12 protein-coding genes are annotated in these 14,541 nt (G+C 67.1%); 3 read left to right on the top strand and 9 right to left on the bottom strand.

Annotated elements, in window-relative coordinates:
* Positions 1–86: 86 nt before the first annotated feature.
* Entirely contained in the window at positions 87–1,004 is a 918-nt protein-coding gene (locus HH212_RS21410) for a hypothetical protein (RefSeq protein ID WP_170204349.1), read from the top strand.
* Between the two features lie 66 nt (positions 1,005–1,070).
* On the opposite strand, the gene HH212_RS21405 is transcribed toward HH212_RS21410, so the two are convergent.
* Positions 1,071–1,628: a hypothetical protein gene (locus HH212_RS21405; protein ID WP_170204348.1), complete on the bottom strand. Its 558-nt coding sequence runs from the start codon at positions 1,626–1,628 to the stop codon at positions 1,071–1,073.
* Between the two features lie 144 nt (positions 1,629–1,772).
* On the opposite strand from HH212_RS21405, the gene HH212_RS21400 reads away from it, so the two are divergent.
* On the top strand, positions 1,773–2,627 hold the full coding sequence (locus HH212_RS21400) for an aldo/keto reductase (protein WP_170204347.1): 855 nt from the start codon (positions 1,773–1,775) through the stop codon (positions 2,625–2,627).
* 51 nt (positions 2,628–2,678) lie between these two features.
* On the opposite strand, the gene HH212_RS21395 is transcribed toward HH212_RS21400, so the two are convergent.
* Both HH212_RS21395 and HH212_RS21390 read right to left on the bottom strand, forming a co-directional pair.
* Positions 2,679–5,447 (bottom strand): EAL domain-containing protein, encoded by a 2,769-nt coding sequence (locus HH212_RS21395; RefSeq protein ID WP_170204346.1) that lies wholly within the window; start codon positions 5,445–5,447, stop codon positions 2,679–2,681.
* Between the two features lie 337 nt (positions 5,448–5,784).
* The gene (locus HH212_RS21390) at positions 5,785–6,417 is read right to left on the bottom strand and encodes a response regulator (RefSeq protein WP_170204345.1); all 633 of its coding nucleotides are present in this window, start codon (positions 6,415–6,417) and stop codon (positions 5,785–5,787) included.
* 287 nt (positions 6,418–6,704) lie between these two features.
* Between HH212_RS21390 and HH212_RS21385 the strand changes: the two genes are divergently transcribed.
* Entirely contained in the window at positions 6,705–7,511 is an 807-nt protein-coding gene (locus HH212_RS21385; RefSeq protein ID WP_308633220.1) for a DUF481 domain-containing protein, read from the top strand.
* Between the two features lie 177 nt (positions 7,512–7,688).
* Here HH212_RS21385 and HH212_RS21380 read toward each other — a convergent pair whose 3' ends face one another.
* The 6 genes from HH212_RS21380 to HH212_RS21355 all read right to left on the bottom strand — a co-directional run bounded on the left by HH212_RS21380 (position 7,689) and on the right by HH212_RS21355 (position 14,379).
* On the bottom strand, positions 7,689–9,986 hold the full coding sequence (locus HH212_RS21380; RefSeq protein ID WP_170204343.1) for a TonB-dependent receptor: 2,298 nt from the start codon (positions 9,984–9,986) through the stop codon (positions 7,689–7,691).
* Positions 9,987–10,206: 220 nt separating this feature from the next.
* The gene (locus tag HH212_RS21375) at positions 10,207–11,337 is read right to left on the bottom strand and encodes an NHL repeat-containing protein (RefSeq protein ID WP_170204342.1); all 1,131 of its coding nucleotides are present in this window, start codon (positions 11,335–11,337) and stop codon (positions 10,207–10,209) included.
* Positions 11,338–11,614: 277 nt separating this feature from the next.
* The gene (locus HH212_RS21370; protein ID WP_170204341.1) at positions 11,615–12,109 is read right to left on the bottom strand and encodes a hypothetical protein; all 495 of its coding nucleotides are present in this window, start codon (positions 12,107–12,109) and stop codon (positions 11,615–11,617) included.
* A 137-nt stretch (positions 12,110–12,246) separates the two neighbouring features.
* Complete coding sequence (locus tag HH212_RS21365) at positions 12,247–12,714, bottom strand: GFA family protein (RefSeq protein WP_229217398.1); 468 nt, start codon at positions 12,712–12,714, stop codon at positions 12,247–12,249.
* Between the two features lie 10 nt (positions 12,715–12,724).
* A complete protein-coding gene (locus HH212_RS21360; protein ID WP_170205599.1) occupies positions 12,725–14,026 on the bottom strand; it encodes an MFS transporter in 1,302 nt (433 codons plus the stop codon).
* A gap of 29 nt (positions 14,027–14,055) precedes the next feature.
* Positions 14,056–14,379 carry a thioredoxin family protein gene (locus tag HH212_RS21355; protein WP_170204340.1) on the bottom strand — a complete coding sequence of 108 codons (324 nt, stop codon included), beginning with the start codon at positions 14,377–14,379 and terminating at the stop codon, positions 14,056–14,058.
* Between the last annotated feature and the right edge of the window lie 162 nt (positions 14,380–14,541).

The raw sequence follows: 14,541 nt of genomic DNA, 5'->3' as shown, positions 1-14,541 counted from the left end.
TGCACCGGCTACATTTGCTGGATCGACATGATCGGAGTGTTCGGATGAATAGGGGAACGGGATGATGGCTTGCAGGCGGGCTGGCCGTGGCGGCCATCGTGGCGGGCGGACTGGCCTGGAAGCAGCGCCCCGACACCTTGCCAGCGCCGCTTGTAAAGGCGGCGCTGGCGCCCCTGCCGCCGCGGCCCGCCTTGCCGGCCGCGGCGCAGGCGGCGCCCATGCCGGCGATCGCCCTGCCCGCTGCCGAAGACGGCGTGCCCGTCGGCGTGCAGGTCGAGCGCCTGCTGGCGCGAAACGATCCGCAACAGGCTTACGCGGCCTATCTGCTGGTATCCGGCTGCGCGATGTTCAACGCCAGGCGCGATATTGCGATCCACGACGATAAACTGCATGCCCCACGTGCCATGAATGCCCGCGAACGGCAGAGTTTCGCCGCGATGTGCGGTGAAATGACCGAGCGCCAGCGCCTGGCCCGGCTCGATCATCTTGCACTCGCCGTCAAGGGCGGCGTCCCGGGCGCCGCTGTGGCGTTCGCCTCCGAAGGGCCCTTCGGCGACCCCAGCGCGCTCAAGACACGTCCCGACGATCCACTGGTGCGGGAATGGAAGGCGCAGGCAAGTGCCCTGCTCGATCAGGCTACCCAAACAGGCGACCAGGCGGCTCTGGCGGCGTGGGGAATCCAGAATATGTTCGGATCCGAACTGCGGGAACCTGATCCGGTACTCGGATATGGGTATTGGCTCGCGCTCGGCCTGATCTCGGCTGACCGCAGCAGGCCGGGCGATGCCGGTGCCACGGCCTATGCCGATGGCGGTGAGCTGATGAACGCAGTAAGCACCGACCTGAAGTTGACTCGGGAGCAACGCGCCGCCGCCCTCGCCGCGGCGCGGCGGATTGCCGACAGCGCGAAGACGCGGCAGCAGGGTCAGGGGGCGGGCACGGCTTCAATACCGACGGCAAACCCGTTCCAGGCCGAACCATCCACACCCCGGGCCATGCCCTGATCCGGCAGGCGGCTGTTCGGCCGACCCGCCTCGATCCGCCGCACCCGCCGTTCACCTGTTGTCTGCTTACTTCGGCTTGACCGTGACGTTCAGCGGCACGTACCAGGGCGAGCCCTCCAGCGGCCTGTTGCACACCAGCGGCGCATCGGCGCACAACTGCACCCGCAGGTAGCTCGTGTAGGTGCCCGGCGTCAGCGTCGGCGAGGTGTGCAGCGTGGCCACGTACTCGAGGTCGGACAGCGCTTCGAGCCGGTAGTCGGTGGTGATCAGAGCCTTGGTCTCGATGATGCCGACGGTGAATTCCTGGGAGACGATGCGGCTCGACCTGGCGGTGACCTTGAACTCGGCCGACTGCCCTTCGGTCACGCTGACGTTGACCGGTGACGGCGAGAAGGTCAGCCAGGACCCGCCCGGTGTGACCGGCGGCGCCGGATCGGCCGGCGTGGCGGGCGTGACCGGTGTCGGGGTGGCGACCGGCGTGGTCGTCGTCGGCAAGGTTGGCACCGGCGTGGATGCCACCGGCGGCGCCGACGTGGCGGCGCCGCCTCCACCGCCACCGCCGCCACAAGCGCTCAATGTCAGCGCGCCAATGAATGCCAGAATGACCGACCGGTTCGAATGCATGACTCCCTCCTCTGTAATTGTTAATGAACAGTCATTATATCTAGGTAAATTTTTGTAAAGAATTCGATACCTTTTGGCAAGTATCATGAACGGCGCGGGATGCTATCGTGTTGTCCCGACAACGTCGACCAGAAAGGAATCGCCATGCGTACCCTGCCCCTTCCCTCCGGCCGCAGCATCCCCGTGCTCGGCCAGGGCACCTGGAACATGGGCGAAGACCGCGCCGCGCGCGTTGCCGAGGCGGATGCGCTGCGCCTCGGGCTGGACCTGGGCATGACGCTGATCGATACCGCCGAGATGTATGGCGAAGGCGGCGCCGAGGAAGTGGTCGGCCAGGCGATCGCCGGCCGCCGCGACGAGGTGTTTTTGGTCAGCAAGGTCTATCCGCACAACGCCGGCCGCGCCGGCGTGGCCGCCGCCTGCGAACGCAGCCTGCGCCGCCTGAAGACCGAGTGCATCGACCTGTACCTGCTGCACTGGCGCGGCGCGGTGCCGCTCGGAGAGACGCTGGACGCCTTTTCGCGCCTGCGCGAGCAGGGCAAGATCCGCGATTTCGGCGTCAGCAACTTCGACCTGGATGACATGCAGGAAGCCGCCGACCTGCGCCACGGCGCCGCGTTGGCTACCGACCAGGTGCTGTACAACCTGTCCCGGCGCGGGGTCGAGTGGGACCTGCTGCCGTGGTGCCGCGCGCGCGGCCTGCCGCTGATGGCGTATTCGCCGCTGGAATCGAACCCGGACGAACAGGCGGCCCTGCTCGGGGCGCCGCCACTGCAGGCGGTGGCGCGCCGCCACGGCGCCACGCCGGCGCAGGTGGCGCTGGCCTGGCTGCTGCGCCAGGACGGCGTGGTCGTGATCCCGAAGGCGGTGCAGCCGGCGCACGTGCGCGCCAACCGGGCGGCGCTCGACCTGGCCGAGCGGCTGGGCGCGCAGGATGTGGCCGAACTGGATGCCGGTTTTCCGCCGCCGCGCGCGCGCCAGCCGCTGGCGATGCGCTAGCGCAGGCCGCTGGCGGCCACCGGCTTCCCGGATCGCTTCCTGGAACCTGTCTTAGGCGTTCCCGGCACCGGGCCCCAGCCGGCCGCCTTCGCGCAGCATGCGCGCAAAGTCCTCGGCCGGCACCGGCCGGCTGAAATGGTAGCCCTGTACCAGGTCGCAGCCCAGTTCGGTCAGCAGGCCCAGCTGGCCGGCGTTCTCGACGCCCTCGGCCACCACGGTCAGGCGCAGGCCGTGCGCCATGCCGATCACCGCGCGCGAGATGGCCAGATCGTCGGCATTGTTTTCGATGTCGTCGACGAAGGATTTGTCGAGCTTGAGCTTGTCGACCGGGAAGCGTTTCAGGTAGTTCAGGTTGGAGTAGCCGGTGCCGAAGTCGTCGATCGCCAGGCGGATGCCCATCGCCTTCAGCTGGCCCAGCAGCTCGAAGCTTTTGCCGGCATCGGCCATCGAGGCGCTTTCGGTCAGTTCCAGCTCCAGCAAACAAGGGTCGACGCCGTACGCGTCCAGGATGCTTTTCACGGTGCTGACGATCTGGTCGGAGAACTGGTGCGCCGACAGGTTCACCGACACCGGCACCACCGGCAGGCCGGCCTGCTGCCATTCGCGGATCTGGGCGCAGGCGCTCATCAGCGCGCTGGCGCCGATCGGCAGGATCAGGCCGCTCTCTTCGGCGAGTCCGATGAAGCAGCCGGGGTAGACCAGCCCGCGTTCCGGATGGTTCCAGCGCAGCAGCGCCTCGGCGCCGACGATGGCGCCGCTGGCAAGGTCGACCTGCGGCTGGTAGTGCAGCACCAGTTCGCCGCGGTCGACGGCGCGGCGCAGGCCGTTCTCCATCTTGAAGCGGTCGTTGGCGCCCTGGTTCAGTTCCGGGCGGTAGAACGCGTAGCGCTGGCCGACGCCGTCGAAGGCCTGGCGCAGGGCCGCCTCGGCGCAGCGCACCAGGCCGTCGTAGCGCAGGCCGTCGTTGGGGAACACGGCGATGCCCACGCTCGGGTCGAGGTGCAGTTCCTCGCCCTCGTGGGCATAGGGCGCGCCCAGCGCCGCCAGCAGCCGCCGCGCGGCCGCCGCCAGGCCTTCGCTGGTCGGCCGCAGCGCCGCCAGCACGAAGCCGCCGTCGGAAAAGCGCGCCACCGCGTCGGCGCCGCCGATCTCGCGCAGGCGCGCCCCCACCTGCTGGTACAGCGCCTGCTCCGCCAGCGGCCCGAGCGTCTCGCGGATCAGGCCCATGCGCGCGAAGCGCAGCAGCATGAAGCCCAGCAGCTGGCCGCCGGCGCGCGCCTGCTCCTTCATCTGGCGCATGCGTTCGCGCAGCAGCAGGCGGTTGGGCAGGCCGGTGAGCGTGTCGAAGTTGCTGATGTAGCGCAGGCGCTCCTCGGCGCCGCGCAGCTCGGTGGCGTCGATGCCGGTGCCGAGCACGTATTCCAGACTGCCGTCGGCGCGTTCGATGCGCGTATTGCGCCAGATGATGGAACGGGTGCGGCCGTCGCGCGTGCGCCATTCTCCCTGCAGGCGCGCCGGCAGGTGGCCGCCGGGAAGGTCCTCGAACATCCGCCGCACCGCGCTGCGGTCGTCGGCGCGCTGCACCACTTCCCAGCACGGCCGCCCGATCGCGTCCTGCGCGCGCCAGCCCAGCGCTTCCTCGCAGGCGCGGTTGAACATCACGATGCGGCCCTGCGCATCGGTCAGCAGGACCAGCGCGGCGGTGGTCTCGACCATCGCCGACAGCCGGTTGCGCTCGGAGCGCAGCGCCTCGGTACGCTCGACCACCAGGGTTTCCAGGCGTGTGTACAGGCGCGCCCGTTCCAGCGCCAGCGCCAGCTGGCGCGCCACGTTCTCCAGCAGCGCGGTCTCGTCCGCCGCCAGTTCGCCCTCGGTGCGCAGGTGCAGGGTGCCGATGTTCGATTCGGCCGTCGCCAGCGGCAGGCACAGGCAGCTGTCCCAGGCCTGTCCCACCGGCAGGCAGGCGCTGCCGCAGCCGGCGCCGGACCGGCCCTGCGAGCGGCAGCCCTCCGCGCCGGCGCCGGCGACCGACCCGACAGTGCCGGCGATGCCGCCCTGGTGCGCGGCAACGATGGCGTCGGCCGCCATCAGGCGCGGCTCGCCGTCGGGGCCGAACACGCTCACCGCCGCAGCGCTGCACAGCGGCAGGCGCGCCAGCTGCTCCAGCGCGACCTGCGCCACCGCCTGCTCGGTGACGGCTTCGTTGAGGGCGCCGGCGATGGCGCCCAGCACGCCCAGCGTGCGACACGAGCGCTCCAGTCCGGCCTGGCGGTCGGCCAGCGCCGCGTTGGTGCGCAGCGCGTCGTCGTAGGTCGAGGCCAGCAGCCCGTAGGCCTGGCGCCGTTCCGCCGCCATGACCTCGGGCGCCGGTGCGGCCGCGCCGTCCCTGCCTTCGACCAGGATGCGGCGCAGGCGCGCGCGCAGCTGGTCCGGGCCGTAGGGCTTGCGCACGAAGCCGTCGGCGCCGGCGTCCAGGCCGCGCACGATGTCGTGCAGCGTGCCGGCGCGCGCCAGCAGCAGCACCGGGATGGCGGCGCGCGCCGGATCGGCCTTCAGGGTGCGGCACAGGGTGAGACCGTCCATGCGCGGCATGGCGATGTCGCTGATGACGAGGTCGGGACGGCGCCGCTGCACCGCTTCCAGCGCTGCATGGCCGTCGGCGGCGACGCGCACCGCGTAGCCCGGTTCCGCGCGCAGCAGGCGCGCTAGCTGCCGCGCCTGGGCGGGATTGTCTTCCACCACCAGGATATCCACCGGGTCCGCGGCCGGATCGTGCGGCAAGGGATCGTGCGGCAAGTCTCGTTCGTGCGTTATCGTCATGGTCTGATCGCCATCCTGCGACCGCGTTCACGGCGGTCTGCCGTTGTGCTGCTCGTCATGGGAGCGGATCGTGGCGGCCAACGCAATCCCGCCACAAAACTTGCTTCGATGATAGCGACTATGGCCGTCGCATAAAATTCGCTGCCGCGTTACCCGGACCGGTATCCTGTATTTACAATTGCCGCACTTCCTGCCTGCGGCGGTGAATCCGTTGGTGGATTTCCGTCCTGGAAAAGGCGGAAAAACAGCGGTAGTCTTCGCGAAACCGGCAAACCCCGTCGCAAATTTAACGACATGGAGCTCGACACAATGTTACATCCAGGCAACGGCAATCGGCTCAGCCGGCCAATCCATGCTGCAACGCATAGCGGATCAGCGCGGCATTCGACGCCAACCCCATCTTGCGGAAGATGCGGCTGCGGTAGGTATTCACCGAGCTGATGCTGATGCCCAGCTCGGCCGCCACCTGCTTGATCTGCAGCCCGGCGCCGATCAGCGCGACGATCTCGAGTTCGCGCGGCGTCAGGCTGTAGTGCGGCGGCTGCGGCGCCGGGCTGCCGGCATCGCGCGCCAGCAGCTCGCTCATGCGCGGGCCGAGATAGGCCTGGCCGGCGGCGGCGCGGCGCACCGCATCCACCAGCTCGGCCGGGGCGGTCGCCTTGGACACGTAGCCCAGCGCGCCCGCACGCAGCGCGGCCAGCGCGTAGCGCTCTTCCGGATGCATGCTCAGCATCACGATGCGCAGTTCGGGAAAATGGCGCCGCAATTCCGCCAGTCCGTCCAGCCCGTCGTAGTCTGGCAGGCTGATGTCGAGCACGGCCACGTCCGGCCGTACCTGGGCGATCAACGCGATGGCCTGTTTCAGGTCCGCGGCTTCACCGACCACCTTGAGGTCGGTGCTGTGCCTGACGATCTTCTTGATCCCTTCACGGATCAACTCGTGATCGTCGGCGATGATTACCCTGATCAATGTGCTTCCTTTTATACATTCACGCCGGTATGTCGGCAAGGCCGGCATTCTTCCACCTGCCGGGCAACATTGCAAACATAATGAATGTAGAGTTAACAATTGCATTACATCCGTTACAGAGGATGCGCCGATCGTAAAATCCGTTCAGGAAAAGGTGGCGGGCCCGGCTTTCGGCTACAATGACGCCTCTGCCGTGTCGTCCCATCGACAGCGGCGGACCATCCACGAACGACAGTCCTCGCGCAGCGCCCGGCGCCGGCGCGCCGGACGGCAGCCGTAAGATGCTTATGAAATCTCTTTCGCTTTTCGCGCTGGCCCTGGCCTGCGCGGCCCAGGCGGCCAGCGCCGCTCCCGACGATATCGCCGACAGCGCGCCCTCGTCCACCTATTTCACCCAGGCGCCCAACAAGCCGATCCCCGAAGGCAGCAACTGGTACACGTCGGCCGAGCTGGGCGCGATCAGCACCAGCGGCAACACCAGCGGCACCTCGGTCACCGGCAAGATCGACGCGCGCCACGAAATGAACAACTGGAGCAACGAGTACATCGCCACCGGTTACTTCAAGGAAGACGAGATCGCCAACGACGACGGTTCGCGCAGCCGCACCCGTTCGGCGCAGCGCTATTCGCTGTCGGCCAAGGCGGCATATAAACTGCTGGAAGACGGCAACCGCGCCTTCGTGCTCGGTTCGCACGTGAACGACAAGTTCGGCGCCTATACGCGCTATTCCTCGATGTCGGTCGGCTACGGCACCCAGCTGCTGCGGCGCGAGGACAAGACGGTCGACGTCGAGGTCGGCCCGGGCGTGTTCCACGGCGTGAACTCGGCCGGCGGCACCGAGGCCGGCATGACGGTGCGCGGCGCGGCCCAGCTGCGCTGGCGCGTCAGCCCGTCGGCGGCATTCAGCCAGACCGTGAGCGTGGAGCGCGGCACCTCGAACATGCATTCGATCGCCGAGACCTCGCTCAGCACCAAGATCAACGGCACGATGCAGATGAAGGCGGCGTTCAGCGCGCGCAACGATACCAACGTGCCCGAGGAAAAGAAGAACACCGATACCCAGACGTCGCTGACGCTGGTGTATTCGTTCTGAAGATCAACAAACAGCGTCGTCCCCGCGAAGGCGGGGACCCATGCTGAGTGTCAAAAGTTGGTATTTTTGAAGCATTCTGATTGCTTCCGGCTACCAAATTTTCTTGCTCAGTATGGCGGGGAGTCGTTCTCGGCAGTGCCGGGAACGACGGCAGATGCGCCGCCCCTGGGCTCGCGCTCAGAAATTCATCTTGAACTGCACGCCCAGCGTGCGCGGTTCGTTCAGGATGCCGGTCAGGTTGTCGAAGTCGATCGCGCCGACGACCTGGATGCGGTTAGTGATGTTGCGCCCGAACGCGGCCACTTCGTATTTCCCCTGCTGCCACTTGTAGCCGACGCGCACGCCGCCTTCCAGCAGGGCGCGCGCCTTGTATTCCCTGGCTTCGTACAGGAACATGTTGTAGGTGCTGCGGTAGGCCCAGTCGGTGTTGGCGAACAGGTCGCCCTCGCCCAGCGGCGTGCTGTAGGCCAGCGTAAAGTTGCTCTGCCACTTGGGTGCGCGCGGCAGCGGGTTGCCGTCGATGCGCACGGTACCGGCGAACGGACCGACCGGATCGGTGACGGTGCAGCCGGCGCGCCCGCCGGTGTTGGCGAAGTTGCCGCACTGCTGGACGAACAGCGTGCTGTCCTTGATCTCGGTGTCGTTGTAGCTGGTACCGAGGCTCATGCGCAGCGAATCGCTGAGCACCGCCTGGAAGTCGAGCTCGAGGCCCTGCCCGGTCACCTTGTCCGCATTGATCAACTGGTTCATGTTGATCACGCCGCTGCCGGCGGTCAGCTGCTTGTCCTTGACCCGGTACTGGAACACGCTGGCCGACAGGCGCGCGCGGCGGTCGAACAAGTCCTGCTTGATGCCGGCCTCGTACGACAGCGCTTTCTCGGCGCCGGCGAACGATGGTCGGTCGCCCAGGCCGTTCAGGCGGCCCTGCATGCTGGGCGCGCGGTAGCCGGTGGCGATGCGCGCATACAGGTTGGTGTCCTTGTCGAGCGCATAATTGCCGCTCAGGTCCCAGCTGACGTTGCTGGAATCCTTGTCGATGACGAACGGGCCGGCCGTGGTGGCCTCGACCCGCTTGGCCGAGAAGTCCTTGCTGTCCCTGGTATAGCGCAGGCCGCCGCGCAGCTTGAGCTTGCTCGATACCGCGTAGTTCAACGAGCCGAACGCCGCCCACGAGCTGGTGTCCTGGTTCTGGGTGGCGTAGAACGGGTTCTGCGGATTACCGGCCGCCAGCGAATCGAAGCTGATGCTGTCGATCTGGATCTGTTCCTTGAAGTAGAACAGGCCGCCGATCCACTGCAGCGGGCCGGTACCGTTCGACTCGGCACGCAATTCCTGGGTCAGCTGGCGGTGATGCGGCAGCAGGTCGGCCGTCTCCACCACGAACGGGATATAACCCGGCCCGCTCGGCTGGGCATACACGGCGCCGTAGCCGCCGTCGACGTCGGCGCGGCTGGTGAACTTGGCGCTCTCGTAGCCGGTGATCGAGTGCAGCGTGAGGTTGTCGAGGTTCCAGCGCAGGCGCATGCTGCCGCCCTTGGTCCGCAGCGTCTGCTTGTTGACGCCGTCGGTCGGATACGTGCCGTAGTCGAAGCCGTCGACCAGGTCGCTGGTGCCGGGCTTGATGATGTTGGCGCGGAACAGCGTGGCGTTGTTGTCGAGGTCGCGCGCATGCAGGTTGAACAGCGCGCTGAAGATCTTGTCCGGCTGGAACAGCACCTGCAGGCGGCCGGCGTTGTCGTGGTAGCCCTCGAAGTCGCGCGTGCCGGTCGGACGCGGGTTGTGCACGCGGTCGTCGCGGTTCTGCGACTGCAGCGACAGGCGCGCCGCCACGGTCTCGCCCAGCGGCAGGTTGAACGCGCCTTCGGCATTCTTGGCGCCGTAGTTGCCGGCGCCGACACTGAAATAGCCTTCCTGCTTGAACACCGGCCGCGCCGAATCGAACTTGATCACGCCGGCCGGCGAATTGCGGCCGAACAGCGTGCCCTGCGGACCCCGCAAGACCTCGATCTGGTCGGTGTCGAACACCGGGAAGCCCTTCAGCATCGGGCTTTCCTGGACGATGTCGTCGACCACCAGGCCGACCGGCTGCGACGCGTTCAGGTCGAAGTCGGTATTGCCCTGGCCGCGGATATAAAAGCGCGGGAACGAACGGCCGAAGTCGGACTCCACGTTCAGGCTGGGCGCGCGCCCGGACAGGAAACGGATGTCCTGGCCGCCGGCGGTGAAGGTGTCGAGGCGGTCGCCGCCGATGGTGCTGACCGCCATCGGTACGTCACGGATATTTTCGGCGCGGCGCTGGGCGGTGACGATCACTGTTTCCAAGCGTGCGGTGCCCGGCTGCGCGGCGGCGGCCGCTTCCTGGACGGGCGCGGTTTCCTGCGCCAATGCCGCCTGTACAGGAAAGGCGCTGACGATGGCGAGGCACATCAGGGTGTGCACGCTTGGACGGGATGGACGGACGACGGCAGGTTTCATGGAACTTTCAAATGAAAGAAATCAGGCAAGACAAGACAAATATGCGATCTACCGACGCCGATCAAGCATGATGCTGACCGGTGTCAATACATATTTTAATGAACGTGCATGTTTTCCTTAGGGAATTTTTATGAAACGATGTTTTTTGGCACAAACTGCCGCGTTACGCAGTGAAACCACAGCGAGGAAGCACATCGTCCGAGGCAGGGCCGGGCACGGTCTATTTCAGCGTCACCTTGACGATCTGGTTGTCGAACGCCGTGAGGAACTGGTGGTTGCCGATATAGGTCAACCCCCGCACCCGACGAGCACCAACCGTATCAATGTCCAGCGGTATGGTATGCGACCCGTCGGGGGCGAGCTTGTAAAGGCTGTAACTGTCGAGATAGAACAGGCTTCCCGCGTCGTCCGGCGCCAATTTCAATGCTTCCACACCGGGCATGCCGCCAGCATAAATGCGTTCGCCTTTTTCGTTGTTCAGGTACCGGGCGCTGCCATCGACATCGCGTTTGACGAGATGATGTCCATGGAACAGATACAAGTTGCCGATACTGTCGAAGCGCAACCCGACAGCCAGTGCAAGCGGCGCCTCTTCCGCGCCTGCCACGCAACCGAGTACGCTTTCCGGCAGCGTCGTCACGACACCCTGCAAGGTCACCTGGCGCAGCCGGTTGGCACCCGGTCCGCATTTGGGACTTTCGCGGTCGCGGCCGACGTATTCCCCGTCGCTCACCAGCAAGTTCCCGTCGGGGCCGATGTCGAGGGCCAGGATGGTATAGAAGGTGGCGCCAGCCCCGATGCCGTCTTGCTGGTCGCGCGAACGCACACCCCCCGCCAAAGTCGTCACCACGCCCTCGGGCGTGACGCGGCGGATGGCGCCGTATTCCGCCACGTACAGGTTGCCGGCCGCATCCGCCGTCATGCCGGTCAACGTGGTGAAGCGCGCCTCGGCGCCGGTACCGTCGACGCTGGTATCGCATTCGGCGCCGGCGCCGGCCAGCGTGCTGACCGTGCCGTCGGTGGCGATCTTGCGGATCCCGCAGGCGTCGGTGGCGTAGATCACGCCGTTCTTGTCGAGGACGAAATGCTCGGGCCGGTTGAAGGAGGCCATGGTGCCCTTGCCGTCCTTGAAAGCCACAGGCACGCCGTCGTCGTGCTTCGTGCCGGCGATGACCGTCACCTGTGCTTGCTGCGATGGCGTGGGTGCAGGCGTGGGAACGGGCGTCACGGCCACGGGCGGCGCGGCGGCCGGCGCGCCGCCGCTCCCGCCGCCGCAGCCGGCCAGAGCGGCGCATGCAAGGAAAGCAAGACCGGCCGGCAGGCGCAGGGTTTGCAGGAACGATGTCTTCATGATGTGCGAGGAGCCGTATTCCGGCAGCCGGAGCCGCCGTCGCCGCGCCTGGCAGGCGGGCGCGGCGCTGCTCCCGTTTGCCAGGCATCGGCACCAGTTGGGGGAATGCCAGGATTGTATTGAAAAATGCCGTTTCAATAGTCTCCAAATGTCACATTTGCGATCAGCGCAACGAGGCGTCTGCCGCCGCCAGGCCGATCCGGGGGACGAAAAAAAGCGGCCGGGATCGCTCCGGGCCGCCGTTCGATGGTGCGGGCGGCCAGGTGGCCGCCAGCCATCACTTGTAGGTAATCTTGCCGCTCAGCTTGATCGTGCCCTTGGCGGTGACCAGGTCTTCGGTGCCGGTGATGTTGCCGCCGCCGCTGGCCTTGGCATAGCGGCCGGTGCCGCCGGTGATCTGGAAGGTGGCGCCGTTGAAGGCTGCCTGGGTGCCCTGGCCGGTCGGGATCGCCTGGCCGCTGTAGTTCGCAAACAGCAGCTCGCCGGTCATGGTGGTGATCAGGAAGCGGCCGTTGCTGAAGGTGAAGGTGGCGCCGTTCTGCGCGAAGCAGTCGCTCGACAGGAACACCACGCGGCCGCCCAGTTCCTCGCTCTCGCCGTAGCCGGCCAGGTTGCCGGCGGTCTTCGACGGGCACAGCAGCGACGGCGTGACGACTTCCTGGAACACGCCGGAAATCTCGAGATCCTCGGTGTTGCTGTTGCCTGCGGACGCGCCCATTGCGGCAGTCATCAGTACGGAAGCGGTGGCGATACGCAGGGCGGATTTGAACATGGAGGCTCTCCAAAAAGTGGTAAGTTATCGATGATAACTTTTAACAATTAAAACAGCGAAAAATTTCACAAACATGATGCTATTGCACCACATTTGGCATAAAACCATTTCATTATAATCAACTAATTGAAATTAAGCTAACTCATTCCCGCGGCGCGTGTGGCCGGATAGACCGGCAGGCCGTCGTCGACACGCAGCCAGCGCAGGCGGCGTGCGGCGAAGGTATGGTCTTGCGGCGCCGCCTGCTCCGGATCGTCCAAACTGCAGGTGGTGATGTCGACTTCGCCGGGGATGTCGTCGTGGCGGTACGTGAGCTGGGTGCCGCAGCGGCCGCAGAAGGCACGCTCCACCGCGGCGCTGGAACGGTGTCGCCGCGGCGCCCCGCGCACCCACGCCAGCGCCGCCGCCGGCACGCTGAACCAGGCTACCGCCGGGGCACCGGCGGCGCGCCGGCAATCGGCGCAGTGGCACAGCGTGCGGTGGAACGGCGCCGCCGCGGCCTCGTAGCGCACCGCGCCGCAGGCGCAGCCGCCGCGCAGGACCATGGGTTTCCCGGCGCCGCCGTCCTGGTCGCCCACGTCGCCGGCATCGCTGTGCGGATCCATGCTGTCCTCCTCACGCCTTCTTCGGTGCGCCGAGGGCCAGCAGCGCGCCCAGGCTGACCAGGGCCGAGGCGCCCAGGTACCAGCCCACTGTGTGCAATCCGTGATGGGTCGCCAGCCAGGTGGCGATGTAGGGCGCCAGCGAGGCGCCCAGGATGCCGGCCAGGTTGAAGGTCAGCGAGGCGCCGGTATAGCGCACCTCGGGCGGGAACAGTTCGCCCAGCAGGGTGCCGAGCGGACCGTAGGTCATGCCGATCAGGCACTGGCCGAGCACCATGAAGCCGGCCACCAGGGCCAGGCTGCCGCTGCCGAACATCGGCCCGAACAGCAGGCCGAACACGGCGATCGCGGCGGATACCGCGATCATGGCGCGGCGCCGTCCATGGCGGTCGGCCAGCAGCGCGGCCACCGGGATGGTCAGCCCGAAGAACACGATCGCGAACAGCTGCAGCAGCAGGAATTGCTGGCGCGTATAGCCGAGCGCGCTGGTGCCCCAGCTGAGCGCGAACACCGTCATCAGGTAGAAGATCACGAAGGTCGCCAGCGCCGCCAGCGTGCCGAGCACCAGCACGCGCGTGTGCCTGCCCAGGACCTCCATGACCGGCAGGCGCACCCGCTCGTTGCGGTCGAGGACAGCCTGGAAATCCGGCGTCTCGGTGATCTTGAGGCGCACGTACAGCCCCACCGCCACCAGCAGTGCGCTCGACAGGAAGGGAATGCGCCAGCCGTAGCGGAAGAAGTCGGCGTCGCTCATCGCCTGCGACAGCACCAGGAAGATGGCGCCGGACAGGAAGAAGCCGATCGGCGCGCCCAGCTGTGGGAACATGCCGTACCAGGCGCGCTTGCCCGGCGGCGCATTCTCGGTGGCCAGCAGCACCGCCCCGCCCCACTCGCCGCCCAGGCCCAGCCCCTGGCCGAAGCGGCACAGCGCGAGCAGCAGCGGCGCCGCCATGCCGATGCCGGCGTAGGTCGGCAGCAGGCCGATCAGCACGGTGGACACGCCCATGGTCAGCAGCGCCGCCACCAGCGTCGCCTTGCGCCCGACGCGGTCGCCGAAGTGGCCGAACACGGCCGAGCCGACCGGACGCGCGAAGAACGCGATGGCGAAGGTGACCAGCGACTGCAGCGTGGCCGCGGCCGGATCGCCGGCCGGGAAGAACAGCTTGGGGAACACCAGCACCGCGGCGGTGGCGTAGATGTAGAAATCGAAGAATTCGATGGTGGTGCCGATCAGGCTGGCGAACAGCACCGTCGCCGGACGGTTGCGCGGATGCCTGCCGCGCTGCTCACCGTGGCCGCCCGGTGGGGTGCCCATCGGAGGCCGCACCGGCGCGCCGGCCACGCTCATGCGCTACCTGCCTGTTCGAGCGCGCCGACCACGTCCTGGCGCTCGCTCGGGCGCACCACGCGTGCGATTTCCCGGCCATCCTTGAGCACCACCACGGTCGGCCACAGCTTGACGCGGAACGAGCGTCCCAGCGGCCGGCCGGGGCCGTCCTCGACCTTGATGTGGGTGACTTCCGGACGGTCGGCCAGGGCGTCGTCGATGACCGGCTCGGCGGCCTTGCAATAGCCGCACCAGTTGGTGCCGAAATCGAGGGCCACGATACCGGCCTGGGCGTCGATGGCGCTGCGCTCGGGCTGGGCGCTGTCGTAGGGTTTGCTCATGGGGTCTCCTGGGGTGTGGGTATGGTGGCAATGACAATAGCGTACCTCAAAATACGACGCCGAGGGTTATGGGCGGCGCATGGCCGCCGTCCCCGGCCTTGGCGGCCGCCTTGGCGGGGACCCATGCCGAGTATCCGAAGTCGTTACGCAAGCGTCTCGACA

The organism is Massilia forsythiae (genome assembly GCF_012849555.1).
GTDB classification, from domain to species: domain Bacteria; phylum Pseudomonadota; class Gammaproteobacteria; order Burkholderiales; family Burkholderiaceae_D; genus Telluria; species Telluria forsythiae.
Note: the sequence above shows the minus strand (reverse complement) of the source record. Positions and strands in the feature narration are given on the sequence as shown.

Coding starts and splice junctions, on each gene's coding strand:
- HH212_RS21405 (WP_170204348.1), bottom strand. CDS start 1,628: ATGCATTCGAACCGGTCGGTCATTCTGGCATTCATTGGCGCGCTGACA.
- HH212_RS21400 (WP_170204347.1), top strand. CDS start 1,773: ATGCGTACCCTGCCCCTTCCCTCCGGCCGCAGCATCCCCGTGCTCGGC.
- HH212_RS21395 (WP_170204346.1), bottom strand. CDS start 5,447: ATGACGATAACGCACGAACGAGACTTGCCGCACGATCCCTTGCCGCAC.
- HH212_RS21385 (WP_308633220.1), top strand. CDS start 6,705: ATGAAATCTCTTTCGCTTTTCGCGCTGGCCCTGGCCTGCGCGGCCCAG.
- HH212_RS21380 (WP_170204343.1), bottom strand. CDS start 9,986: ATGAAACCTGCCGTCGTCCGTCCATCCCGTCCAAGCGTGCACACCCTG.
- HH212_RS21375 (WP_170204342.1), bottom strand. CDS start 11,337: ATGAAGACATCGTTCCTGCAAACCCTGCGCCTGCCGGCCGGTCTTGCT.
- HH212_RS21370 (WP_170204341.1), bottom strand. CDS start 12,109: ATGTTCAAATCCGCCCTGCGTATCGCCACCGCTTCCGTACTGATGACT.
- HH212_RS21365 (WP_229217398.1), bottom strand. CDS start 12,714: ATGGATCCGCACAGCGATGCCGGCGACGTGGGCGACCAGGACGGCGGC.
- HH212_RS21360 (WP_170205599.1), bottom strand. CDS start 14,026: ATGGGCACCCCACCGGGCGGCCACGGTGAGCAGCGCGGCAGGCATCCG.
- HH212_RS21355 (WP_170204340.1), bottom strand. CDS start 14,379: ATGAGCAAACCCTACGACAGCGCCCAGCCCGAGCGCAGCGCCATCGAC.